Raw genomic sequence first — 24,940 nt, forward strand, 5'->3', positions numbered from 1 at the left:
TATTAATTCTTACATGGGAGTTGCCGATACGTAGGGGAAAGAGTCCCCCGGTCTGCCGGTCTTGGGGCTGTTCCACTTTAAAGGTCTCAAGGAGAGTTCATGACAGCTAAGGGGCTGGGTCTCAAAGGTAAGATCACCGTCTACGTGGCGCTGGGGCTGATCGTCTCGTTCGCCGTCAACATCGGCTACCTCAGCAAGGAAATCCGCAAGGATGCCTTCGCATCCGTCAAGGTCAAGTCGCGGGCCATCGTGCTGCAAGCCGAGAGTACCCGGGACTACCTCGCCGGTCTGCGCGGCGCGGGGGTCTTCCAGGACGACCAGATGAAGGCGGACCTGGAGCGCAAGCTCGCCGGAGCCAGCGACAAGCACAGTGCCGCCCTCGACACCCCCTTCTTCAAGACGATCCCGATCATCGCCGCGATGAAGATCGCCGGGGAGCACGCCCAGGAGGCCGGGTTCAAGTTGCGGGTGCCCAAGGTGCAGGCGCGCAACAAGGCGAACGAACCGGACACCGTGGAACTTGCCCTTTTGGAGAAGCTGGAAAAGGAAAAACTTCCCGAGACCTTCCTGATCGATCGGGAACACGGCGTGACCCGCTACCTGCGCCCCATCAAGCTGAGCGCCGAGTGCCTGGTCTGCCACGGCGTGCCGCAGGACACGGTCAACAAGGACGGCGTCGACCTGCTCGGTTTCAAGGCCGAGGGGTGGAAGGTCGGTGAACAGCACGGGGCCTTCGAGATCCTGGAAGACCTCTCCAGTATCGAACAGGGGATCAGGCACAAGGTGGCGATCTCCTTTGCCCTGAGCCTGGTGATCTCCATCGTGACCCTGGTATTCCTGGTCTACGTGATCCGCGGGATTGTGATCAAGCCGCTGCGCAAGATGGTCGTCTTCATGAAGCAGGTGGCCGACGGCGACCTGAGCAAGACCCTCCCCGTGGAGCGCAACGACGAGATCGGTGAGTTAGCGCACTCGATCAACGGCGCCCTGGGCAACATGCAGGGAACCCTGAACAAGGTCCTGGACTGCTGCTGCCAGGTCGGCTCTTCGGTCGGTTCGATGTACGCCAGCGCCGACCAGATGACCAAGGGGGCCGCCGAGGTCGCGGCACAGTCCGCCACGGTCGCGACTGCGGGCGAGGAGATGGCAGCTACCTCGGGTGACATCGCCCAGAACTGCCAGATGGCGGCGCACGGCGCCCAGGTGGCGAGCGAGCAGGCCAGCGTCGGGGTGTCCACGGTACAGCAGACCATCGAGGTGATGGCCCGTATCGCCGAGCAGGTGCAGGCCTCGGCGCGGACCGTGGCGACCCTGGGGACCCGCAGCGACCAGATCGGCCAGATCGTCGGCACCATCGAGGACATCGCCGACCAGACCAACCTGCTCGCGCTGAACGCTGCCATCGAGGCCGCCCGTGCGGGCGAGCAGGGGAGGGGCTTTGCGGTGGTGGCCGACGAGGTGCGTGCCCTTGCGGAGCGCACCACCAAGGCGACCCGGGAGATAAGCGAGATGATCCGCTCGATCCAGGCCGAGACCCGGGGGGCGGTAGAGACCATGGAGGAGGGGGTCCAGGAGGTGGAGCGGGGTACCGAGCAGACCGCCCACTCGGGGCAGGCGATGCAGCGGATCCTCGAGGAGGTCAACAACCTCTCCATGCAGATCAGCCAGATAGCGACCGCCGCCGAGGAACAGACCGCGACCACCAGCGAGATCAGCGGCAACATGCTGCGCATCACCGACATCGGCAACCTCGTGGCCTCCAACGCCCAGGCCTCCTCGGTGCAGGCAAGCCAGTTAAACGGCCTTGCCGAGGCACTTTTGGGTTCCATGTCTTCGTTCCACGTCAGCGAGAGCGTGACGCTCACCATCGATAAGGCGAAGGCCGCGCACCGGATCTTCATCGGCAAGATCAAGGCGCACCTCACCGGGGCGCTTACCCTCGACCCCGAGAAACTGCCGACCCACCTGGTCTGCGCCTTCGGCAAGTGGTACCGGAGCGAGGGGCAGGAGCGCTGCGGCAGCATCGGCGAGTTCCGCGAGGTGGACGTGCCGCACGCCCGGGTGCACGAACTGGGCAAGCTTGCCTTGCAGGCGCACCTTGCCGGGGATCACGCCAAGGCAGAGCAGCATTTTACGGAGATGGTGGCCCAGTCCGAGATCCTCATCGAGCTTTTGGACCAGGTGGCGCAGCGCTGCCGCTGAGGCGCACGCTGCACCGAACACAAAAAAGGCCGCATCGCTTGGCGATGCGGCCTTTTTACGTGGCGCACCCGGGGCTATTTGCCCTGGGTGCGCCCCCCCTGCTGGTTCGTGTTCCCCATGCCGTCGCCACTGGGGCCACCCTGGGGAGCCGTCCCGTAGTTGGGGCCGGTACCGGTCGGCGTGGTGCCGTGACCGGTACCTTTGCCGCCGGTGTGCTTCTTCGACTTTTTGGACTTCTTGGATTTCTTCTTCCTGGTGTGCTTCATCCCGGTATCGGAACCCGAACCGGTGCCGGTGCCGCCGGTCGCGGTGCTCTGGTCGGAGCCCCCGGTACCCATGCCGGAACCGGTAGTGGATTGATCGGCGGCTGCCACGATCCCCGCAAAGGAAAGGGCTACCAGGCTGGAAACGATGCAGGCCAGTACTCTCTTCATGACGAATCCTCCTCGTGTGCTGGTGGTTATGGGCCTTCTTTCCTCCTGGTATAGCAGACATCATGCCGAAAGATTATTTTATTTTAACCTGGTGGATTTACCGGACTCCCCACCGGGAAACTTGGGTGGTTGCTTTATGGGCTGCCGCAAATGAGATAAATTCCGCCTCATTTCGGGTGCCTGTGCGAAAGCTGGCCTGAGCCCGTTGCCGCCCCGGGGCGCCCCGCAGAACAGGAACGGTACGGTGCCGCAGATACTGGTTCAAAAAATCGCAGGATGACAGTGGCACGATATCCGGGTACTATCTACTAAACCCTGAGTCTGTACCGTCTGTCAGAAGCTGTAGGGAAGCTGGGACAATGCAATCAGTGTCGGATGTTTATGTCAGGAAACCGTGTCTTTTAGATGCACATGGAGCCGCTTCATTGAGAGAAGCCCCAAGAGATACTTCGCTCTTTCCCTCGCAGCTTTGGGGCAGGTTCGTATTGGCAGTCGCTGCGCTCATGCTGACAGCTGCCCCGGTTTGGGCCGATCCCCCAAAACGGGTGCGTCCCGCGCGGGCTGTAGCCCCTGACTCGCTGGCCCTGCCCGAGCCCCCACCCCCCCTGCCGTTCTGCCTCGCAGCACTGCCGACCCCTGCGTTCGTCCCGCCCGACTTTACCCGGGAGCCTCCCCCGACGCCCAGCCTCGGGACACGGGTGGTCGAGCAGGTAAACGCGCTGGGGAGGCGTGCCGAGGAAACCCACGACCGCCTGGAGCGCGGCATCATGCAGCAGGTGCTGCGCCTGGACGACTTCTTCGGCAAGGCGAACAACCCCAAGGACCTGCACACAGCCTACCTGTTGCGCTGGCGCAACTCGCTTAGGTGGCAGGAAGGGTCCGGGTTCGACGTGGGGTCGACCCTGCGCGCAAACCTGGAGCTCTCGCGCATCAACGACCGCCTGCAGCTCGCCATCTCCGGCGCCGGCAAGCCCGACCAGGTAACTCCCAGCCTCCCCGAAGACCCCGGTAACCCCGGCTTCGACCGCACCCTGCGCAACACGCGGATCGTCAACACCGAACTGCGCTACCAGCTCATGCGGTTGCCGCATTCGGATCTTTTCCTTGGTACCGGTTTCGACCTCGCCATCCCGCCCGAATTCTTCGCCAGGGGGCGCTACCAGCGGTTGGACCGGATCGGACAGGATTACCTGCTCCACTTCGCCGAGACCATTTTCGTCAAGAACCCGGACGGTTTCGGCGAAACGACTGAGATCGCCGCAGAGCGCTCGCTCGACCCCAAGACCCTGGCCCGCATCGCCTTGAGCGGCACCGTCTCCCAAGAGATCAAGGCCCTGGAGTGGGGGACCGAGCTGTCGCTGTTGCGCGAACTCTCGGCACGCAGCGCGGTGACGCTGGTCGGTGGTGTCTACGGCAACACCAGTATCGACGACTGGGTGACCAACTACCGTATCGCCGCCACCTACCGGCGCAATTTCCTGCGGCGCTGGCTCTTTTACGAGCTGGAGCCCCAGGTCACCTGGCCGCGCAAGGAAGATGGTCGATTTACCACCACCTTCGCGCTGACCCTCCGTCTCGAAGTGGTATTTCAGGGGAACGAACGCAAGCTGGTCCCGCCACCGTAACGGCGCGGGATGGGCGGGGGCTAAGGCTGACGGGATCTGCTGCCGGTTGAGGTCTTGTAGCAGGCAATGGCGTTGGCCAGGGCGTGCTGGGCAGTCCCGCCGCACCGGGTGATGATGCTGCCGTCCTGCAACTCGATGGTACAACGAAACCGTGGAGCCTTGCTGTAGAGGCATGGGGTGGGTTCCTTAACCGGCTCGGTCTTGATGCAGGCGATCTCCCAGTCTGCCATGGTGTCCTCCTCGACGTCCTCCGACGTCAGCTGTTTCCCCCTTCCCCACGTACCTGCCGTAGTGCCCGGTTCTCCCCTTTTCATCCACGAGGCAAATGTCGCATCGCTTATTGTTAGCGACAACAAATGATAAGGATTTTACCACGACCGTTGCCAGCGCAAGTCCCGGTAATCCTTTTGCTGCGGCACTGCCGAAACAGCTCAAGGAACCCGGCGTTTAGGCCGATACTTTACGGAGGAACCGTAACGAAAGGCCACCCACATGCCCAAACCCTGGAACAAGATTCAGGCCAGCCAGCTCACCATCGCGTTCGGTGTACTGTCGGTCCTAGCCATCGTCGTCTTGTCGGTAGTCGCCGCAGGCGTGCTGCACCGCCAGGAGATCGAGGTCTGGCGCAAGCAGATGAGCAATAACTCGCTGGTCCTGGCCGAGCACACCTACCAGACCATGCTCTCGGCCAACATCGCCCTGGACGGCATCGTCGAACAGGTGCGGGCGCAGGGAGCCGACTCTCCCGAGGAGTTCCGCCGGCTTCTGGGCACGCCGGATATCTTCCGCATGCTGCGCGACAAGACCAGCTTCCTCCCCCAGGTCGACGTGGCGAGCATCGTCGACGAAAAGGGGGACATGGTCAATTTCACCCGTTCCTACCCCCACCCCCCCATCAACCTTGCGGACCGCGACTATTTCAAGGCGCAGTCCAGGAGTAACTCCGCCGCCAACTTCATCGGTGTCGCCGTCCGCAACAAGGGGAACGGCAAGTGGGTCTTCTACATCAGCCGCCGCATCAACGACCGGCGCGGCTCGATGATCGGGCTGGTGCTGATCGGGATCTCGGTGGATGCCTTCACCGACTTCTACGAGCGGCTCGGGGTGAACCTGGGCAAGGGCGCCTCGGTGACCCTCTACCGCAGCGACTACGCCGTACTCACCTGCTGGCCGCGCCGTGATGCCTTGATCGGCAAGCAAAACCTGACCGGGGCAACCTACACGATCGTGGAAAAGCTGAAAAAGGAGCACGACGTCCTCTACCTGGACGCTCCCCGTTTCTCGGAGAAGGGACGCAAGGTGGCCCGCCTCGGAGCGAGCCGGGTGGTGCACGGCTATCCGCTCATCGTGAACATCACCATCACCGACGACTTCTTCCTGGCCAACTGGCGGCACTCGGTGCGCGGCATTGCCTACGTCTCGGTGCTCTGCATCGTGGCGCTGCTCTCGGGTGTCGCGGTGATCGTCGGGGTGCTGCGCCAGCGCGAGCAGTACCTGCTGCAGACCATCGATCTGAAGCAGCGGGCCGAGGACGCCAACCGGGCCAAGAGCGAGTTCCTCGCCAACATGAGCCACGAGATCCGCACCCCGATGAACGGGATCATCGGGATGACTGAGCTGATCCACGACACCGAGCTCAACGCCGAGCAGCGCGAGTACATCCGCTCCATCAAGATCTCGGCGGACAACCTTTTGGACATCATCAACGACGTGCTGGACTTCTCGAAGATCGAGGCTGGACACGTGGAGATCGAGGAGACCCCTTTCCTGCTGCGCAGCATGGTGGGACTCGCCCTGCGGGCGGTCTCGGTGCGTGCCGTGCAAAAGGGACTCGAGGTGGTCTTCAACGCGGACGCGCAGTTACCCGACGCGCTTTTGGGCGACCCGGGGCGGCTGCGCCAGGTGCTGATCAACCTGGTGGGGAACGCGGTGAAGTTCACCGAGCGCGGGGTGATCGAGGTACTGGTGAGCCTGGTGGACGAGGACGAGGAGGGGGTGCTGGTGCACTTCCAGGTCACCGACCAGGGGATCGGGATCTCGGCGGAGGCGCAGGCCCACATCTTCGACGCCTTCGTGCAGGGGGATGCCTCGACTACCAAGCTCTTCGGCGGCACCGGGCTGGGGCTTGCCATCTCGAAGCGGCTGGCCCAGCTCATGGGGGGGAGCATCACGGTGCGCAGCGAACTGGGGGTGGGGAGCACCTTCGGGTTCACGGCGCGCCTCAAACGCCAGCAGGGGGCCCCCCGCGAGCGCAGCACCGACGTCGCGCTGGCCGGGATCCAGGTGCTGGTGGTAGACGACCGCGAGATGAATCGCAGCATGCTGCAGCGTTTTCTGGCACGCTGGGGGATGCAGGTGGAGACGGCGGAGAGTACTCCCCAGGCGCTTGCCCGGCTCGAGGAACTGGCAGCCAGCAATGAACTCCCACGACTGATCCTTACCGACGTGCAGATGCCGGGACAGGACGGCTGGGAGCTGGTCCGCCTGGTCAGGAAGCAGGAGCTCTTCGACCAGGTCCAGGTGATCGTCATGCCCAGCGCCGGGGTGCGCGGCGATGCCCAGCGCTGTGCCGAGCTGCGCGTGGCCGGCTATCTGACCAAGCCGGTGGTGCATGACGAGCTGCACGATGCCCTGGTCACCGTCTTGAACGGCCCGGCCGCGGGCCCGGAACCGGTGACCCGGCACACCCTGCGGGAGGAGCGTGCGCGCTTTTCGGTGCTGGTTGCCGACGACGTGGAGATAAACCGGGACATGGTGCGCATCATCCTGGAAAAACAGGGGCACCGGGTGACCATGGCCTGCAACGGCCGCGAGGCAGTGGACCTGGAGCGCGAGCAGGGCTTCGACATGATCTTCATGGACATGCAGATGCCGGACCTGGACGGCTACCAGGCCACCCGCCTGATCAGGGAACACGAGGCCGGAACTCCCCGACGGGTGCCGATCGTCGCCATGACCGCGTACGCCCTGCAAGGTGACCGGGACAAGTGTCTTGCTGCAGGGGCGGATGCCTACCAGTCGAAACCGGCGCGTCCGGCGGAGATCCTGGCGCTGCTGGACCAGTTGCTTCCCGCAGGGGCGCAGCAGCTGGCCACCGGTCCGGCGCGGCCGGCAACCGGGGACCCGCAACAGGCCGAGGCTGCCTGCGCCGGGACCGCGGGGGCGACCGAAACGCAGCAAAGTGGAAGCGGCGCGGCCGCGGCCTCCGACTCCCCGTCTGATGCAGAGCTGGCGGTCTTCGATGTGATCGACCTGGTGGAGCGTCTGGGGGGGGATGCCGAGCTGGTGCCGCGTTTCGTGGCGATGTTTACCGGGGTCGCCGTTGAATACCTCGGGGCGCTGCGCGAGGCGGTTGCCAAGGGGGACCCCGAGCAGATACGGATCCAGGCCCACACCATCAAGGGGGCTGCCGCCAATATCTCGGCCCGGCGCCTGCAACAGACCGCCCACGAATTGGAGCAGCTGGCGCGCGGCGGGGAGTGCGCCGGCGCGGATCGGCTGTTGCTACGCCTGGAACAGCACTTCGCCGAGTTCTCCGAAAGTGTCGCGTCGCTCCCCCCCGGAGGGAGCACCTGACCTTTTCCCGGCTCATGAATAACTAGGGTATTTTCTGGCCGAGAATCCGGATTGTGGGATATCGGCCCGCCCATTCTCTCCTCCATCTTCTGATCGATCCTCTCTTCACGTCACCTCTCAAACCGCACCAGGAGCCGTACGACGCCGTGCAGCCCCGGCTCCGGATGCTCGGTCGGCTGTGCCGGCTCGGCTTGACAGTTGGGGCTCCCCCCTTATAAACTAAAGCTGGAAAATTAATAAATACCAATTTTCTAAGTAAACGAGCGGCACCGCGACCGCATGACCGGCCGGCACCTGAGGCACCTCGGCAATCTCTCTCGCCACTTAATCAACCGTGGGCGGTTCCCCTCAAGGCGGAGCAGCCCGAAAAGGAGGACGCCATGTTGTGGACCATCGTCGTAATCCTGTTCATCCTCTGGCTTTTGGGACTGGTAACCAGCTACACCATGGGGGGGCTCATCCATATCCTATTGGTGATAGCGGTGATCATCGTGGTCATCAACCTGATCCAGGGACGACGCTCGCTGTAGTTTGCACGCTGCCCCGATCCGATAAGGAGGAGCGCCCGTGATAATGAAGAGCATGCTGCGTGTCCGGGCGAGGTGATGGAGCAGGTCGAGCTCCCCCCGCACGGATGTTTGACGAGGGAAATGAAAAAGGCTGATGCCGGGAAAAACCCGCACCAGCCTTTTTTAGTATCCGGGGCGACCTAGTGTCAGTGCGTGCTCACCGAGGCGGCGAAGGCCCGCTTGCCGCGCTTGAGCAGGGCGGTCATCCCCTGGGCCGGCAGCGGCCTGCTGAAGTAGAACCCCTGGGCCTCTTCGCCCCCCTCGGCCTGCAACCAGGCGAGCTGCGAGGCGTTCTCCACCCCTTCGGCGATCACCTTGAGCTGCATGCTGCGCCCGATGTTCAGCACCGCCCGCACCACCGCCATGTTGTCGGTGTCCTTGGCGATGTTGCGGATGAAGGACTGGTCGATCTTGAGCTTGTCCACCGGAAGTTTCTTGAGGTAGCTGAGGCTCGAGTAGCCGATGCCGAAGTCGTCGATGGAGAGCTGCAACCCGAGCGCCTTCATGGCCGCCATGCTCCCCAGCACCTGCTGCGGGTCGCTCATGATGGTTGCCTCGGTAAGCTCCAGCTCGAGGCTCTCCGGCGGGATCCCCGTCTGCAAAAGGGCCTTCTCGATGGTCGCCTCGAAATCGGCGTGCTGGAAGAAGCTTGCCGAGAGGTTGATCGCGCTGGAGGCCTGGATCCCCTGGTCCCGCCAGGACTTGAGCTGCCGGCAGACCGAGTCGATGATCCACTTGCTGATCGGGGTGAGCAGGCCGCTCTCCTCGGCGATACCGATGAAGCTCTCCGGCGCCACCAGGCCGCGCACCGGGTGCTGCCAGCGGATCAGCGCCTCCATGCCGCTGAACTCTCCGGTTACGATGTTCACCTTGGGCTGGTAGTAGAGCACGAACTCGCCCCGCTCCAGGGCCCGGCGCAGGTCGGTCTCGATGGTGAAGCGTTCGTGGGCCAGCTCGTTGAGCCTCTTGGTGTAGAAGTGAAACCCCTTCCCCCCCGCCTTCTTGGCCTGGTACATGGCGAGATCCGCGTTTTTCAAAAGGGTCAGGTAATCCCTGCCGTCCTGGGGATAGAGGCTGACCCCGATGCTCGCGTTGATGACCGCACTGCTCCCCTCCAGCGAGAACCCGGCGATGATCTGCTCCGCCACCGAGGTGGTCTCCTCCACGCCGCAGTCCCACAGGACGATGACGAACTCGTCGCCACCCAGCCGGGAGACGATGTCGCAGGGACGGGTGCATTCGGTCAGCCGCTGCGCCACCGACTGCAACAGCCGGTCCCCCACGTCGTGCCCGAGGGTGTCGTTGATCTGCTTGAAACCGTCGATGTCCAGAAAGAGCAGCGCCATGCTCCGGTTCGCTTTCTGGGCCACCGAGATCACCTGGTCGATGCGGGCGTAGAGGGTGCTGCGGTTGGGAAGCCGGGTGAGGGGATCGTGGTGGGCCAGAAAGAAGATGTTGTCCTCGGCGAGTTTCAGCTCGGTGATGTCCATGATAAAGCCGTCCAGCCGCGCGATGCCGGCCTCCTCCCCCTCGAGGCGCTGCACCGCGCAGTTGTTCAAAAGCCAGCGCTCCGAGCCGTCCTTGTGCCGGATCCGGTGCCGGATCGGGGGATGGCTCTTGCCGGCCAGGATGTGGCCGAGAAACTCGTTGACCAGCGCGCGGTCCTCGTCGTGGATCATGGCGAACCACAAAAGCGGGTCCCGGTAGTACTCCTCGGGGGTGTAGCCGGTAATCTCCAGGCACTTGGGGCTGTGGTAGATCGAGCTGGCCACGCCGTTTTCGAAGCGCACGCTGTAGACGTACTCGTTGATGTTGTGTACGATGGTGCGCCACTGCTCCTCGCTCTTGGCCAGGGCCTCCTCTGCCCGCTTGCGCGAGGTGACGTCGCGCAGGTCGCACTGGATCACCCGGATCCCTTCCACCTGGTAGCTGCAGCCGACGAAATCGACGAAGAGGTGCCTGCCGTCCCGGGTGCAGAGCGGCAGGGCCTGGTAGCGCAGCTCGCCCCTGCGGTCCAGTTCCGCGAGCACCTCCTGTTCGGAACCGGGACCGGAGAAAAAGCCGATCTCGTAGAGCCGCCGCCCCAGGAGTTCCTCGCGGCTATGGCCCAACAGGAGGACGGCCGCCTGGTTCACGTCGCTGATGATCCCCCGCTCGGCCTCGAGGATCAGCAGGCCATCCTTGGCGGATTCAAAGAGCTGCCGGTAGCGGGACTCGGAGAAGGCCTGGGCCCGGTGTGCCTGGTAGGCCGAGAGGTCCTGGACGGCGATGCTGCACTCCGCCGAAGTTGCCGAGGCTGCGTCGATACGTGCCGGGAAAGTGGGCCTGCCGTTTCCCCTGATGGCAACCTCGCAGCTGAACGAGTGCCGCTCCTCGAAGTCCTGCCTGAGTTGGGCGGCGAGGACGGGGGCCGTGTCTTGGGTGAGAAAGACCGAGAAGGGGAGGCCAATCAGACCCGAACGCGCCACCCCAAGGAGCCGGGCGCCGGCCAGGTTAGCGGAACCGATGAGGCCGCTGCGGGTCAGGGTGAAAAGGGGGACCGGTGCCTGGTCGAACCTCTCCTGGCAGCGCTCCAGGGCCTGTTCGCGGTGCGGCGCCTCGGAGTCGCGCAGCGCGGCGGCCAGCCTTTCCAGCTCAGCCTGGCGTGCCTCCAGCGATCGGCGCGCGTCGGGAAGGTCCTCGCGACCCGCCGAGGTTTGTTGCGCCCCGGACGGCCGGTCCCGCTCGGTAAAGAACCCCTTTTCTTCTCTGCGCGATCCGCAATCCGGTGCTTCAGCTGATCCCTTTGCCATAACCCCCTCGTTCCCGCCGGTAGCCTCCGGGCTGGTCTTTTGACCGGCTCCAGAATACGGAAATGATATCCCATTTCAACAGAAAACAGCCATGCTTTTTCTGTCCGACACGGGAGCCGGGCATCGCGCGAGCGCTGTAAGTCTTTGGGTGACAAGGGCTGGCCGTTGGAACGGACTGGGTGTGGTGCCGCTCGGTCCTGGTCGCCCGGCTCGGCTTCGCGGTGTGTATGGGCTTCGGCAGGCGCAGGGTGGCGAGGTAGCAGGTGGACGGAACTCGCGACCGGTCGTCGATCGGCGTGAACTGCCGTGTAGGATCGAAACGTACAAAAAATTTCCCTTTTTCTCAAGTTGCCACAAAAAACGACGATAAAAGGATCAGCTGCACTACCAACCGGTTCCCGGCCCGACAGGATCACCTTGACCCCGAGCATCTCACAGATAAAAAAACGCGTCAGGTACGGCGTCGGCCTGATCCTCGCGGCCGTTCTCGGCATCTCGATCTGGAGTATCGTCTCCGAGCGCGCCAACGCGCTCACGGCTGCCGAAAAACTCGCCTCGGGATACGTCCGGGCGCTTGCCGAACACAGCCAGAGCGCCTTCTCGGAGGCGGACTCGATGCTGAGGGTGCTGCAAAAAGAGATTGAGCGCTCCGGCGGCCTCGAGCGCGTGGACCACGCCGAACTGCTCCGGGAGATGCGCGTCCAGGTGAGCCAGGTGCCCCAGATCGGCTCGCTCTTCCTGGTGGACCGTGCGGGCAACCTGCGCCTTAACTCGGGAAGCGCCGCTTTCCAGAAAATCAACATCTCCGATCGCGAGTACTTCAAGACCTACCTGGAGCACCCGCAGCTCGGGCTCAGCATAAGCAAGCCGATCTTAAGCCGCCTGGTGCACCGCTGGCGTTTCAACCTGATGCGTCCGCTCAACGAGCCGGGCACCCCGTTTGCCGGTCTGGTCGCCCTGGGGTTCGAGACCCAGTTCTTCAGCAGCTTCTTCTCACAGGGGACCCTGGGGCCCCGGGGGCGCGTGGTGTTGATCCGCGCAGACGGCACGCCGCTGGTCTACGCCCCCTACCGGGAGGACGGCTTCGCGATCGACTTCACCAAGTCGACCCTGTTCCGGGAGAAGCTTCCCAACTCGCCGGCCGGCGTCTACCACGTGCGGAACCCCCTTACCTTCAACCAGCCCTACATCGCCGCCTACCAGCGCCTGGAACGCTTTCCGGTGGTGGCCCTGGTGACCCTGCACGAAGGGGATGTGCTGGCCCCCTGGGCGCAGAAGGCGGCGACCCAGATGAGCCTCATGCTTGGGCTGTGCCTCGTCTTGCTGGTCCTTACCTGGCTCTTTTTCCGGCACCTGGACCGCCTGGAACTGGCGCTGGTTACCGTGAGCGACCAGCAGCGCCAACTGGGGATCAAGGCGGCCCAGATCGACGCCGCGAGCGAGGCGATCCTGCTTTTGGACCTCGAGGGGCGGCTCACCCAGTTCAACCACGCCCTCTGCAGCATGACGGGGTACTCGCCCGATGAGCTGTTGGGGCGGCGCCTGCACGAGATAGAGCCTCGCGAGTATGCCCAACGGGTCAATGAGAACCTGGCGCAGTTGCAGGCTTCCGGCAAGGCGAGCTTCGAATCGGCTTACCTGACCAAGGGGGGGAAGGTGGTGCCGATCGAGGTCACCTGCCGGGTCATGGAGAGCCAGGGGCGCGAGGTGGTGCTCAGCATCGCCCGCGACATCACCCAGCGCAAACGCGATCAACTGAGGGAGCAGACCCGGCGCGACCTCCTGGAGCAGATCGCGAGCGGTGTCGCCCTCGACGAGGTTTTGGAAGGGATCGTGCGCTTTGCCGAACAGGAACTCCCCGGCGCGCTCTTTTCAGTGCTCTTGGCCGACGAGCGCGGCGAGCGCCTGTGCCGCGGGGGGGAGCCGAGCCTGCCTCCAGTACCCCAGCTGGCCGGAGACGCCACTCTCAGCGCCGAAGGGACCGGGTCCTGCGGCAACACCGCTTACCTGAAGGAGCGTGTCGTCATCGACGACATCGCGGCCCACCCCTACTGGAAGGAGTTCCAGCCCGCCCACGCCGCGGGGCTTAAGTCCTGCTGGTCCGAGCCGGTGCTCTCCGCAGACGGAGAGCTTTTGGGGGCCCTGGCTATCTACCACCGCGAGGTGCGCTCCCCAAGCGACGAGGAGATCTCGCTCATCGTTTCGGCGGCGCACCTGGCCAGCATCGCCATCGGCCGGGTGCGCGGCGAGGAACGCCGCCGCTCGCTCGAGGAACAGCTGCGCCAGGCGCACAAGATCGAGGCGGTGGGGCAGTTGGCCGCCGGCGTGGCGCACGACTTCAACAACCTGCTCACCCCGATCTTCGTCTACGCCGACATGATCCGCAGCAGCCTGGGCGAAGCGGCCCCCCAGGTGCGCCAGATCGAGGCCATGCTCAAGGCGGCGCACAAGGCGGCGGACCTGACCCGGAAGCTCCTCTCCTTTGGGCGCCGGCAGGTGATGCACATGGAGCCCCTCGACCTGAACGAGGTGATCACCTCCTTCGGCGACATCATGCGCACCACCGTCAAAGAGAGCATCTCGTTTGAGCTCAGGCTCACCGATGAGAGCGCCTGGGTGCTGGCGGACCGGGGGCAGCTCGAGCAGGTGCTGCTCAATTTTGCGGTGAATGCCCAGGACGCCATCACCGGCAACGGCGCCATCACGGTGGAGACCGGGCACCTGGTGCTGGACGATGAGTATGCCCGGCTGCACGCCGGCGTGAAACCCGGCCGCTACGTGCTCTTGGCCTTCTCGGACAACGGTTGCGGCATGGCCGAGGAAACCCTGCGCCACATCTACGAGCCGTTCTTCACCACCAAGGAGTCCGGGCGCGGCACCGGGCTGGGGCTTGCCACGGTCTACGGGGTCGTGAAGCAGCACGACGGCTACATCGAGGTCTGGAGCCGGCCGGGGCAGGGGACCACCTTCAAGGTCTTTCTCCCCCTTGCCGGTCCCGCGGCAGGCCACACGCCGCTTGAGGAGCGCGGGACGGCGGCCCGGCGCACCCTCGGCTCGGGGAAGTCGATCCTCCTGGTCGAGGACAACGCCCTGATCCGCGACATGGCCCGCGATCTGCTGGAGGGGTACGGGTACCGCACGCTGGTGGCCGGCACCCCGCTGGCGGCCCTGGAACTGGCCACGCGCCCGGAAGAGCACATCGACCTGCTGGTGAGCGACGTGGTGCTCCCCGAGATGAACGGTCCCGAACTCTACGAGCGGGTTCTTGAGTACCACCCGCGCCTGCCGGTCCTCTACATCTCCGGCTACACCGGCAACGTGGTGCTGCACAAGTCGACCATGGAGATGGAAACGAGCTTCCTCACCAAGCCCTTCACCCTGGAGCAGTTCCTGGCCCGGATCCGCGGCATCCTGGGAGACTGAGGGAGCCGTTGGTCCACATCGCCCCCCCTGCTTGACCCATCTTTCTGTCACATGCGGCATCATCCCCTGCCATAGAGCCCGTCCGTGCAGTAACTGAGGCCAGCCCCCCCTTTACAGCGGTAACCTTCACCAGGAGCAAACTGCGCGCCAGGTGTTATCATTAGCCATGCCTTCAAGACGGCTGCGCCCCTGAGAGAGAACCGGGGCGGGGAGGAGAGTATGGACACGCATCTCGTCGAGCCAGATAACGCGGAGAACCGCGTCCTGTTAGAGAACGTGCACCCAAGCGACTGGGTCAACCCAGAGCCGCGCGGGCGCTACAACCTGGTGGTGATCGGCGCGGGTACCGCGGGGCTGGTCTGCGCGGCGGGGGCGGCGGGGCTCGGGGCGCGGGTGGCGCTCGTCGAGCGGCAGCTCATGGGGGGCGACTGCCTCAACGTGGGGTGCGTCCCCTCGAAGGCGCTGATCCGCTCGGCCCGCGCCGCCTTCGACGCCCGCAGCTCGGACGGGTTTGCGGCGCCGGGCGGGGAGGGGGAGCGCGCCGATTTCGCGGCGGCGATGCAGCGTCTGCGCGGGCTGCGCGCCCAGCTGAGCGCGCACGACTCCGCGCGCCGCTTCCGGGACGAACTCGGCGTCGACGTCTACCTGGGGCAGGCCTTTTTCACCGGTTCCAACACGGTTCAGGTGGCCGGCACGACCCTCGAGTTCAGCCGCGCCGCCCTCTGCACCGGTGCCCGCGCGGCGGCCCCCGACATCCCGGGGATCGAGGCGGTGGGCTACCTCACCAACGAGACGGTCTTCTCGCTTGGCGAATTGCCGCGGCGGCTTGCCGTGATCGGTGCCGGCCCCTTGGGGTGCGAACTGGCCCAGGCCTTCGCCCGGTTGGGGAGCCGGGTCACCCTGCTGCAACACGCGCCGCAGCTACTCCCCCGCGAGGACCCCGACGCCGCGGCCCTGGTGGCCGACTCCCTCAGGCGCGACGGCATCGCGCTCGAGCTGGGGGTACGCATCATCGAGGCGAAACAGCAGGGGAGCGAGAAGCTCCTGCGGCTCCAGGGCCCCTCGGGGATCGGGGAATTGGCCTGCGACGCGATCCTGGTGGGAGTGGGACGGGCGCCCAACCTGGAAGGGCTTGCCCTGGAGGCGGCGGGGATCCGCTACGACAAGCAGGGCGTCCTGGTAAGCGACACCTTGCAGACCTCGAACCCGCGGGTCTACGCTGCCGGCGACATCTGCTCGGAGTACAAGTTCACCCACACCGCCGACGCCCAGGCCCGCATCGTCATCGCCAACGCACTCTTCGGCGGCCGGCAGCGCAGCTCGCGGCTCACCATCCCCTGGTGCACCTACACCGATCCCGAGATAGCCCACGTGGGGCTCTACGAGAAGGAGGCGCGCGAAAAGGGGCTCGAGGTGGCGACGCTCACCGTGCCGCTCTCCGAGGTGGACCGCGCCGTACTGGACGGCGAGGAGGCCGGCTTTGCCCGGGTGCACCTGAAAAAGGGGACCGACACCATCCTCGGAGCGACCGTGGTGGCCCGTCATGCCGGAGAGATGATCGGGGAACTCGCTCTTGCCATCACTGCGGGCCTGGGGCTCGCCGCCATCGGCAAGACCATCCATCCTTATCCCACCCAGGCCGAGGCGGTCCGCAAGCTCGCCGACGCTTACCAGCGCACCCGGCTCACCCCGCTGGTGAAGCGGCTCCTGTCGGCCTGGCTTGCCTGGCAGCGCTAGCACGCGGACGGGGTTTCCCGGCAGAAAATGCTTGCAAAGCGCCACGGCAACGGCGAAAGTAGCCCGATCCCCAGCTGTGGAGTCCTCATGAACCTGAAAAAACTGCTCCTCGTCGCGGCCGCCCTCCTGGCCGTCGTCCTCTTCTTCTACCTCGATCTGGGCCGTTTCCTCACCCTGAGCTCGCTCAAGGCGAACCGGCAGTGGCTCCTCGACTACTACGCCTCCCATGCCGTCGTTACGGCGGCCGCCTTCACGGCGATCTACATCCTGCAGACCGCGCTCTCCCTCCCGGGTGCGGCGGTGCTCTCCCTCGCCGCGGGCGCCATCTTCGGCTCGCTGGTGGGGACCCTCTGCGCGGTCCTGGCTGCGACCATCGGCGCGACCCTGGCCTTCCTGGTGACCCGCTACCTCTTGCGCGACCTGGTCGCCGCCCGTTTCGGCGCGCGCCTGGAGGGGCTCAACCGCGAACTGGAGACGCGCGGGGTCAACTACCTCCTCTTTCTCCGCCTGGTCCCCTTGTTCCCCTTTTTCCTGATCAACCTGGCCGCCGGACTCACCCGCCTGCCGCTGAGGAGCTTCGTCCTGGGGACCTTCGTCGGCATCATCCCGGGGGGCTTCGTCTTCGTCAACGCCGGTGCCAGCCTGGCCGGCATCTCCTCGCTGCGCGACGTCGCCTCCCCCCGGGTCATAGGCTCCTTCGCCCTGCTCGGGCTCTTCGCACTGATCCCCGTTCTCTACGGCAAGCTGAAGAACCGGCGCGGTAACCCGCCCGGCCCCCTTTCCCATTAAGACCTGCCTGCCCCGGCTTTTGACATCCCAGACGGGTCGTCTAAACTCTATCTGGGATGTAATCTGCTAATGAAAGGGCCGCCCGTCCATGCCAGAAGAGATCCTCGCCAGCTTTCAGGTCCGACGTCTGAGCATCCTCGATGAAAACGGTCACGCCGACCCGGAACTCCTCCCCGGGCTCTCCGACGACGAGCTGTTGCGCCTGTACCTGGCCATGGTGCTGGCGCGGACCTTCGACGAGCGGGCGGTTGCCCTGCAGCGCGAGGGGCGGCTGGGGACCTACCCCCCGATCATGGGCCAGGAGGCGGCCCAGGTAGGGAGCGCCCTGGCCCTCACCCCGGCCGACTGGGTCTTCCCCTCCTTCCGCGAGATGGGGGTGCACCTCACCCTGGGCTACCCCGCCGTGCAGCTGCTCCAGTACTGGACCGGCGACGAGCGCGGCCAAAAGACCCCCGACCACCTCAACATCTTCCCCTTCTGCGTCGCCGTGGCAAGCCAGATCCCCCAGGCGGTGGGGGCGGCCTTCGCGCTCAAGAACCGGCGCGACCCCGGCGCGGTCGTGGTCTACTTCGGCGACGGCGCCACCTCGAAGGGGGATTTCCACGAAGGGTTCAACATGGCCGGCGTGTTCCGGCTCCCGGTGGTTTTCATCTGCCAGAACAACCAGTGGGCGATTTCGGTCCCCTTGAAGGGGCAGACCGCCGCCCAGACCCTGGCGCAGAAGGCGATCGGCTATGGTTTCGAGGGGATCCAGGTGGACGGCAACGACGTCTTCGCGGTGTACCGGGCTACCCAACAGGCGCTGGAAAAGGCGCGGGCGGGCGTTGGCCCCACCTTCATCGAGTGTCTCACCTACCGGATGGCCGACCACACCACCGCCGACGATGCGGCACGCTACCGCTCCCCGGAAGAGGTGGCCCTCTGGCGCGCCCGGGACCCGATCCTGCGGCTCGAGCGTTTCCTCGCGGCGCGCAGTCTCTTTGGGGAGGCGGACGCCGCACAGGCCCGGGAGGCGGCGGGGCAGGCGGTGGATGCCGCGGTCGGCGCGATGGAGGCGTTACCGGCGCCGGGGCGCGAGGAGATGTTCGACACGATGCTCGCCGCGCTTGGCCCCCGTCAGGACGGGCAAAGGAAGGGACGCTGACATGGCCCAGTTGAACATGGTACAGGCGATCAACCAGGCGCTTGCCGAGGAGATGGCCCGCGACGAGCGGGTGGTGCTCTTGGGCGAGGACATTGGCCGGGACGGTGGGGTCTTCCGGGTGACCGAGGGGCTCTTCGAGCGGTTCGGGGCGGAGCGGGTGATCGACACGCCGCTCTCCGAATCGGCCATCGTGGGTGCCGCCATCGGCATGGCTGCCTGCGGGCTGCGGCCGGTGGCCGAGATCCAGTTCATGGGGTTCACCTATTCGGGGTTCGAGCAGCTGGTGGCGCACGCGGCGCGCCTGAGGGCCCGCTCGCGCGGGCGCTTCAGCTGCCCCCTGGTGCTGCGCACCCCGTACGGAGGCGGGATCAAGGCCCCCGAACTGCACGAGGAGAGTAGCGAGGCGCTCTTCTGCCAGAGCCCGGGGCTCAAGGTGGTGGTGCCGTCCGGGCCCTACACGGCAAAGGGGCTCCTCGTGGCGGCCCTGCGCGACCCGGACCCGGTGCTCTTTCTCGAGCCGACCCGGCTCTACCGGATGCTGCGCGAGGAGGTCCCCGAGGGGGAGTACACGGTGGAGCTGGGGCGGGCGCGGCTGGCGCGGGCAGGGACCCAGGTCACGGTGCTGGCCTGGGGGAGCATGCTGGAGCGGGCCTTGAAAGCGGTGGCGAACTACGATGCCGAGGTGATCGACCTGCTCACCTTAAATCCGTTCGACGCGGAGACGGTGCTCGGTTCGGTCATGAAGACCGGGCGGGTGGTGATCGTGCACGAGGCGGCGAAGACCGCGGGTTTCGGTGCGGAGCTTGCCGCCACCATCGCCGAGGAGGCCATCTTGCACCTGCGGGCGCCGGTTCTGCGGGTGGCTGCACCCGACGTGCCGGTCCCCCTGGCGCGGCTCATGGACCACTACCTGCCGAGCATCGAGCAGGTGAGGGCGGCGCTCGACGAGGTGCTGCGCTATTAGAACAGCGTGGCAGTTTGCCGAATCGGATCAATCGAAAAAAATGACAGAAGGAGCGGCAATGCCATTCGACTTCAAACTGCCCGACCTGGGAGAGGGGATCGCCGAAGTGGAGGTGCGCCACTGGCTGGTGGCCGAGGGTGACCAGGTCGCCGAGCACCAGCCGGTCCTCGAGGTGGAGACCGACAAGGCGGTGGTGCAGGTGCCGGCACCGCGCTCCGGAGTGATCGCCCGCATCCACCGCCGCCCCGGCGAGGTGGTCAAGGTCGGCGAGACGCTGGTGACCATCGCCGAGACCGGCGCAGCTGCGGCACCCCGCCCGCGCTCGGTGGGGATCGTCGGGGAGCTTCCCGACGCCGACGACCTGGCTCCCCCGGCTCCCGCACCCGAATTCTCCGGCCTCGCCACGCCGATGGTCCGCAAGCTGGCCCGCGAGCGCGGCATCGACCTGCGTTTCGTCACCGGGAACGGCCCGCGCGGCTGCATCACCCCGGAAGACCTGGAACGCTTCGAGGCAGCCCAAGCGGGACGGGGCCCGGCACCCCGGCCGATCACCGCCGCCTCGCCGCCGGAACTGGAGCGCCGCGGGGGGGACGGGGAGGGCTTCGGCCCCGTGGAGCGCGTCGAACTGCGCGGTCTTAGACGCGCGATCGCCCGCAACGTGCTGGCCGCCCAGTGCCGCAGCGCCTTCGTCACCAGCATGGAAGAGGTCGACGTCACGGAGATCTGGGAGCTGAGGGCCCGCGAGCAGGGGGAGGTGGAGGCCCGCGGCAGCCACCTGACCTTCCTCCCCTTCTTCATCAAGGCGGCCCAGCACGCGCTGCGCGAACACCCCATGCTGAACGCCTCGATCGACGACGCCACCCAGACCATCGTCGTCAAGAAGCACTACCACTTCGGTATCGCGGTCGCCACCCCCGAGGGGCTCATGGTACCGGTGATCCGCGACGTGGAGAAAAAGAGCATCATCGAACTGGCCCAGGCGATCCAGGAGCTGGGGCGCAAGGCGCAGGAACGCACCCTCTCCCGCGAGGACCTGCGCGGCTCGAGCTTCACCATCACCAACTACGGGCATTTCGGCGGAACCTTCGCTACCCCCATCATCAACTGGCCCGACGTGGCCATCCTCGGTTTCGGCCGCATCTCGGAGCGCCCCTGGGTGCACCGTGGCCAGATCGTCATCCGCAGGATCGTCCCGGTATCGCTTACCTTCGACCACCGGGTCACCGACGGCGCGGAAGCCGCACAGTTTCTCGGCAAGCTGCTGCGCTCCCTGGAGGACCCGGGTCTCCTCTTCATCGAGGGGAGCTGACCCACGGCCGGATCAGGCGAGAAAACAGTGTCATTTTATCCGCTTAACATGTAGAGTGTGCCCCAACTCATCCCAAGGAACCACCGATGGCCCAACGCTCCCTACCGTGCCCGCACTGCGGCGCCCTCATTGACGCCCGCGAGAATTCCTGCCCCTGGTGCGGCACCCGGCGCCCGGGCATCTGGGCCCGCCTCACCGGCCGCGGTACGCGCGGCGACAACGGCGACTGGCAGATTAACGCCATCATCGCCGCCAACGTCGTCTACTTCCTGCTCTCCCTGCTGATCAGCGGGCACGGCTCCCTGGACGGCAACCCGCTCAACTTCCTGTCACCCGACCAGCGCAGTCTCATGCTTTTGGGGGCTACCGGCTCGGTACCGGTATTCGCCTACGGCAGGTTCTGGACCCTCATCTCGGCGAGCTACCTGCACGGCGGCCTGTTGCACATCTTCTTCAACATGATGGCCCTGCGCCAGATAGGTCCCTGGGTGAGCGCGGAGTTCGGCCCGAACCGGATGTTCGCCATCTACACCTTAAGCGGCGTCGTCGGCTACATCGCCTCCTGCCTGGCGGGTGTCTCGGTCACCATCGGCGCCTCTGCCGCCGTCTGCGGGCTGATCGGCGCGCTCTTCTACTTCGGCAAGGCCCGTGGCGGCAGCTACGGCGCGGCGGTTTCGCGCGAGGTGAGCGGCTGGCTGATCAGCCTGGTGCTCTTTGGCCTGGTCATGCCCGGGATCAACAACTGGGGGCATGGCGGCGGTGTCGTGGGGGGCGTCGTGCTCGCCCGGTTGCTCGGATTCCGGGCCCAGAAACGCGACACCTCCGGCCACCGCATCATCGCCCTGGCCTGCGCCGTGCTGACCGTGTTCGCCCTTTCTTGGGGGTGCCTCCTCGCCTACACCGTCCTCTTCCTCTAGCCGCGCGCCGCGCAGGTCCGACCGGCTGCCCCGGCCTGCGCCGCACCCCGCCGCAACGCTCCCCAACCCCCTTCCATCATTGATAAGGTCTAATCGCAAAACTGCTGAATTCTCTCCTGTTTTAATGTATGGTATGCCAAAACAACCGTATTGGGGGAGTAGATGAGCGTTCATGAAATTAATCACCCGCTGGTGAAGCACAAGATCGGCCTGATGCGCGAGGCAGGGATCAGCACCAAGAAGTTCCGTGAGCTCACCGCCGAGGTGGCCTGCCTTCTTGCCTACGAGGCGAGCCGGGACTTCCCGCTCGAGGAGCGCACCATCGAAGGATGGGACGGCAGCCCGGTCAAGATCCAGCAGATCAAGGGGAAAAAGGTCACCGTGGTCCCCATCCTGCGCGCCGGCATCGGCATGCTGGACGGCGTGATGGACATGATCCCCAACGCCAAGGTGAGCGTGGTGGGCCTGGCCCGCAACGAGCACACCCTGGAGGCACACACCTACTTCGAGCGCTTCGTCGGCAAGCTCGACGAGCGCCTGGCCCTCATCGTCGACCCGATGCTGGCCACCGGCGGCTCCATGGCGGCCACCATCGAGATGCTGAAAAAGGCGGGCTGCAAGCAGATCCGCGTCCTCTGCCTGGTGGCGGCTCCCGAGGGGCTCGCCAAGATCACCACGGCCTACCCTGAACTGGATATCTATGTCGCTGCCATCGACGAGCGCTTGAACGAAAACGGCTACATCATCCCTGGCCTGGGGGATGCGGGCGACAAGATCTTCGGTACCAAGTAATCCCCGTCACGCGGTTCAGCGCCGGTTGCGGTCTGCAGCAAAAATCCCACTAAACGAGGTTCGTGTATGTCGGAAGTAACAGAGCCGGTGTGGCGCCAAGCGCTCTCCGGCGCCCAGATTCTTTTTGTCGCATTTGGTGCATTGGTATTGGTACCGATCCTGACCGGGATGAACCCGAGCATGGCGCTTCTGGGCGCCGGCATGGGCACCCTGATCTTCCAGGCGACCACCGGTCGCCAGGTGCCGATCTTCCTGGGTTCCTCCTTCGCGTTCATCGCACCGATCATCTACAGTACCCAGACCTGGGGGCTCCCCGCCACCATGGGTGGCCTCTTCGTGGCCGGCTGGCTCTACCTGATCCTGGCGGCCGTGATCAAGCTGCGCGGCGTGGAGTTCATCCACCGCATCATGCCGCCGGTGGTGGTCGGCCCGATCATCATGGTGATCGGCCTGGGACTTGCGAACGTCGCCGTCAACATGGCGATGGGCAAGACCGGCGACGGCAAGGCCGTCCTGGTCGAGTACAACACCGCCCTCCTGGTGGCCGCCGCGTCGCTTGCCACCACCGCCGCCGTGGCGACCAGGGCCCGCGGCATCTTCCGGCTCCTGCCGGTCCTCTCCGGCGTCGCCGTCGGCTACCTGCTCTCCATGTGCCTGGGACTCGTCGACTTCTCCAAGATCGCTGCGGCGCCCTGGATCGCCGCTCCCAACTTCGTGGCGCCCCAGTGGAACATGTCCGCGATCCTCTTCATGTTCCCGGTCGCCCTGGCCCCGGCGATCGAGCATGTCGGTGACATCGTTGCCATCGGCGCGGTGACCGGGAAGGACTACACCGAGAAGCCCGGTCTGCACCGCACCATGCTGGGCGACGGCTTGGCGGTCTGCTCGGCGGCCCTCATCGGCGGCCCGCCGGTCACCACCTACGCCGAGGTCACCGGCGCCGTCATGATTACCCGCTGCTACAACCCGGTCATCATGACCTGGGCCGCAGGCTTTGCCATCGTGATGGCGTTCTTCGGGAAGTTCAACGCGATCCTGCAGTCCATCCCCGTGCCGGTCATGGGGGGCATCATGATGCTCCTCTTTGGCTCCATCGCCGCGGTCGGCCTCAATACGCTGATCCACGCCCGGGTCGACCTCAACAAGGCGCGCAACCTGGTCATCGTTTCCCTGGTGCTCGTCTTCGGCATCGGCGGGCTGAGCGTCACGGTTGCCGGCCAGCACCTGCACGGCGTGAGCCTCTGCGGCATCGCCGCCATCCTGCTGAACCTGATCCTCCCGAAGGACCAGGACGCCGTCGAAGAGGACGAAGAACCGGATACCATCGCCTAAGCTTGCTTCAAATCCCTGTTGTCTGATCTGAAAAGGAGCGTGTCGCCTCGTAGCGGCCCGCTCCTTTTTTGCGCGCCCTCGACGAATTCCGGTAGATCGGTCTTCAACGGGAACCCTCCCTCCCGCATCCTCCATGCTTCTCCCCCCGGTACTCCCTTCGTTGCCAAGGTAGGGACTCTCTGTATAATAATTAGCGTTCTTAAATCTTTCCTGCTTAACCAACGGCACGGCCCCGACAGGCCACAAGGGCCCGGAAGGAGCCGACGACAACTTTTACCGCGAGAAGGAGGCACTCATGAAGGGGAACGAGAGGATGATCGAGCAGCTCAACGTGCGCCTGGCCGAGGAGCTGACCGCGACGAACCAGTACATGGTGCACGCGGAGATGTGTGAGAACTGGGGCTACCAGCGGCTCCATTCGATTATGCGCGAGCGGGCCATCACCGAGATGAAGCACGCCGAGAAGCTCATCGAGCGCATCCTCTTCCTGGAGGGGAGGCCCATCGTCAGCAAGCTGAACCCGATCAACATCGGCTCCGAAGTCCCCAAGATGCACCAGTTCGATCACGCCCTCGAGGAGAGCACCATCCGCGGCTACAACGAGAGCATCCGCATCGCGGTGGAACTGGGTGACAACGGCACCCGCGAGCTGCTCAAGTCGATCCTCACCCAGGAGGAGGAGCACATCGACGAGATCGAGGCGCACCTGGACCAGATGGCCCAGATGGGGGTCCAGAACTACCTGGTGGATCAGGTCCGCTCCTGATTCTTCCCCCCAGAAAACGAAAAAGAGCGCCAGGGCATCTCCCTCGCGCTCTTTTTTTGTGTCCGCTGGGCCCGCAGTTCAGGGCTTCGCCTCCAGCTCGGCAAGCCGCTGGCGCAGCGCCTTTTCTTTCTGCCACTTGGCCGTGACATCCCTCATGATAGCGGCCGTCCCGGTGATCTCGCCGGAGGCATCCCTGATGATGGTCATCGAGAACTCGGTGGAGATGCGGTTGCCGTCTTTCTTCAAGGCGGGTGCTGCCAAGAGGTCCTTCGCGTAGCGGGTCACCCCGGTCTGCATCACCCTTGCGTACCCTTCCCAGTGCCGTGCCCGCTGGTTTTCCGGGATGAAGATGTCCAGCGACTGTCCCAGCGCCTCCTGTGCACTGAAACCGAGCATCTCCTCGGCTCCCCGATTCCAAAGCCGGATCAGCCCCGCACGGTCCGAATAGATGATGGCATCGTTGCTGTTCTCTACCAGTTGGCGGTAAAGCTCCTCTAAAGATAACGACTCCATGCTCGCCTCCCTCACAATTTTTCCCCAAGGATAACACAGTAATGGCAGTGCGTCCT

At 65.2% G+C, this 24,940-nt stretch carries 18 protein-coding genes; 14 read left to right on the forward strand and 4 right to left on the reverse strand.

Annotation, left to right across the window (positions count from 1 at the left end; translation table 11 throughout):
* The first annotated feature begins 99 nt into the window (after positions 1-99).
* Entirely contained in the window at positions 100-2,202 is a 2,103-nt protein-coding gene (locus tag H7688_RS12255) for a methyl-accepting chemotaxis protein (protein ID WP_183361402.1), read from the forward strand.
* A 74-nt stretch (positions 2,203-2,276) separates the two neighbouring features.
* Here the strand turns inward: H7688_RS12255 and H7688_RS12260 are convergent, their stop codons facing one another.
* On the reverse strand, positions 2,277-2,636 hold the full coding sequence (locus H7688_RS12260; protein WP_183361403.1) for a hypothetical protein: 360 nt from the start codon (positions 2,634-2,636) through the stop codon (positions 2,277-2,279).
* A 698-nt stretch (positions 2,637-3,334) separates the two neighbouring features.
* On the opposite strand from H7688_RS12260, the gene H7688_RS12265 reads away from it, so the two are divergent.
* Positions 3,335-4,261 carry a hypothetical protein gene (locus H7688_RS12265; protein WP_183361404.1) on the forward strand — a complete coding sequence of 309 codons (927 nt, stop codon included), beginning with the start codon at positions 3,335-3,337 and terminating at the stop codon, positions 4,259-4,261.
* Between the two features lie 20 nt (positions 4,262-4,281).
* Here H7688_RS12265 and H7688_RS12270 read toward each other — a convergent pair whose 3' ends face one another.
* Positions 4,282-4,491: a hypothetical protein gene (locus H7688_RS12270; protein ID WP_183361405.1), complete on the reverse strand. Its 210-nt coding sequence runs from the start codon at positions 4,489-4,491 to the stop codon at positions 4,282-4,284.
* A gap of 262 nt (positions 4,492-4,753) precedes the next feature.
* On the opposite strand from H7688_RS12270, the gene H7688_RS12275 reads away from it, so the two are divergent.
* Positions 4,754-7,837: a hybrid sensor histidine kinase/response regulator gene (locus H7688_RS12275; RefSeq protein WP_183361406.1), complete on the forward strand. Its 3,084-nt coding sequence runs from the start codon at positions 4,754-4,756 to the stop codon at positions 7,835-7,837.
* Between the two features lie 380 nt (positions 7,838-8,217).
* Positions 8,218-8,367, forward strand: a complete 150-nt coding sequence (locus H7688_RS12280; protein ID WP_183361407.1) for a lmo0937 family membrane protein — start codon at positions 8,218-8,220, stop codon at positions 8,365-8,367.
* 185 nt (positions 8,368-8,552) lie between these two features.
* On the opposite strand, the gene H7688_RS12285 is transcribed toward H7688_RS12280, so the two are convergent.
* On the reverse strand, positions 8,553-11,198 hold the full coding sequence (locus tag H7688_RS12285) for a sensor domain-containing protein (protein ID WP_183361408.1): 2,646 nt from the start codon (positions 11,196-11,198) through the stop codon (positions 8,553-8,555).
* A 417-nt stretch (positions 11,199-11,615) separates the two neighbouring features.
* Here H7688_RS12285 and H7688_RS12290 point away from each other — a divergent pair, with 417 nt between their 5' ends.
* From H7688_RS12290 to bfr, 10 genes are all read left to right on the forward strand, one after another.
* Entirely contained in the window at positions 11,616-14,621 is a 3,006-nt protein-coding gene (locus H7688_RS12290; protein WP_246329794.1) for an ATP-binding protein, read from the forward strand.
* Between the two features lie 219 nt (positions 14,622-14,840).
* Positions 14,841-16,358 carry a mercuric reductase gene (locus tag H7688_RS12295; protein ID WP_183361409.1) on the forward strand — a complete coding sequence of 506 codons (1,518 nt, stop codon included), beginning with the start codon at positions 14,841-14,843 and terminating at the stop codon, positions 16,356-16,358.
* 87 nt (positions 16,359-16,445) lie between these two features.
* Positions 16,446-17,147, forward strand: coding sequence for a TVP38/TMEM64 family protein (locus H7688_RS12300; protein WP_183361410.1), 702 nt, complete (start codon positions 16,446-16,448; stop codon positions 17,145-17,147).
* A gap of 88 nt (positions 17,148-17,235) precedes the next feature.
* Positions 17,236-18,291, forward strand: a complete 1,056-nt coding sequence (gene pdhA, locus H7688_RS12305) for a pyruvate dehydrogenase (acetyl-transferring) E1 component subunit alpha (protein WP_183361411.1) — start codon at positions 17,236-17,238, stop codon at positions 18,289-18,291.
* A gap of 1 nt (position 18,292) precedes the next feature.
* On the forward strand, positions 18,293-19,255 hold the full coding sequence (locus tag H7688_RS12310; RefSeq protein ID WP_183361412.1) for an alpha-ketoacid dehydrogenase subunit beta: 963 nt from the start codon (positions 18,293-18,295) through the stop codon (positions 19,253-19,255).
* Positions 19,256-19,313: 58 nt separating this feature from the next.
* Positions 19,314-20,564: a dihydrolipoamide acetyltransferase family protein gene (locus H7688_RS12315; protein WP_183361413.1), complete on the forward strand. Its 1,251-nt coding sequence runs from the start codon at positions 19,314-19,316 to the stop codon at positions 20,562-20,564.
* 86 nt (positions 20,565-20,650) lie between these two features.
* Positions 20,651-21,481, forward strand: a complete 831-nt coding sequence (locus tag H7688_RS12320; protein ID WP_183361414.1) for a rhomboid family intramembrane serine protease — start codon at positions 20,651-20,653, stop codon at positions 21,479-21,481.
* 162 nt (positions 21,482-21,643) lie between these two features.
* A complete protein-coding gene (upp, locus tag H7688_RS12325) occupies positions 21,644-22,273 on the forward strand; it encodes a uracil phosphoribosyltransferase (protein WP_183361415.1) in 630 nt (209 codons plus the stop codon).
* Positions 22,274-22,339: 66 nt separating this feature from the next.
* Positions 22,340-23,605: a uracil-xanthine permease family protein gene (locus H7688_RS12330; RefSeq protein ID WP_183361417.1), complete on the forward strand. Its 1,266-nt coding sequence runs from the start codon at positions 22,340-22,342 to the stop codon at positions 23,603-23,605.
* Between the two features lie 295 nt (positions 23,606-23,900).
* The gene (gene bfr, locus H7688_RS12335; protein ID WP_183361419.1) at positions 23,901-24,371 is read left to right on the forward strand and encodes a bacterioferritin; all 471 of its coding nucleotides are present in this window, start codon (positions 23,901-23,903) and stop codon (positions 24,369-24,371) included.
* A 78-nt stretch (positions 24,372-24,449) separates the two neighbouring features.
* Here the strand turns inward: bfr and H7688_RS12340 are convergent, their stop codons facing one another.
* Positions 24,450-24,884 carry a PAS domain-containing protein gene (locus H7688_RS12340; protein WP_183361420.1) on the reverse strand — a complete coding sequence of 145 codons (435 nt, stop codon included), beginning with the start codon at positions 24,882-24,884 and terminating at the stop codon, positions 24,450-24,452.
* Between the last annotated feature and the right edge of the window lie 56 nt (positions 24,885-24,940).

The organism is Geomonas limicola, from assembly GCF_014193675.1.
Classification (GTDB): domain Bacteria; phylum Desulfobacterota; class Desulfuromonadia; order Geobacterales; family Geobacteraceae; genus Geomonas; species Geomonas limicola.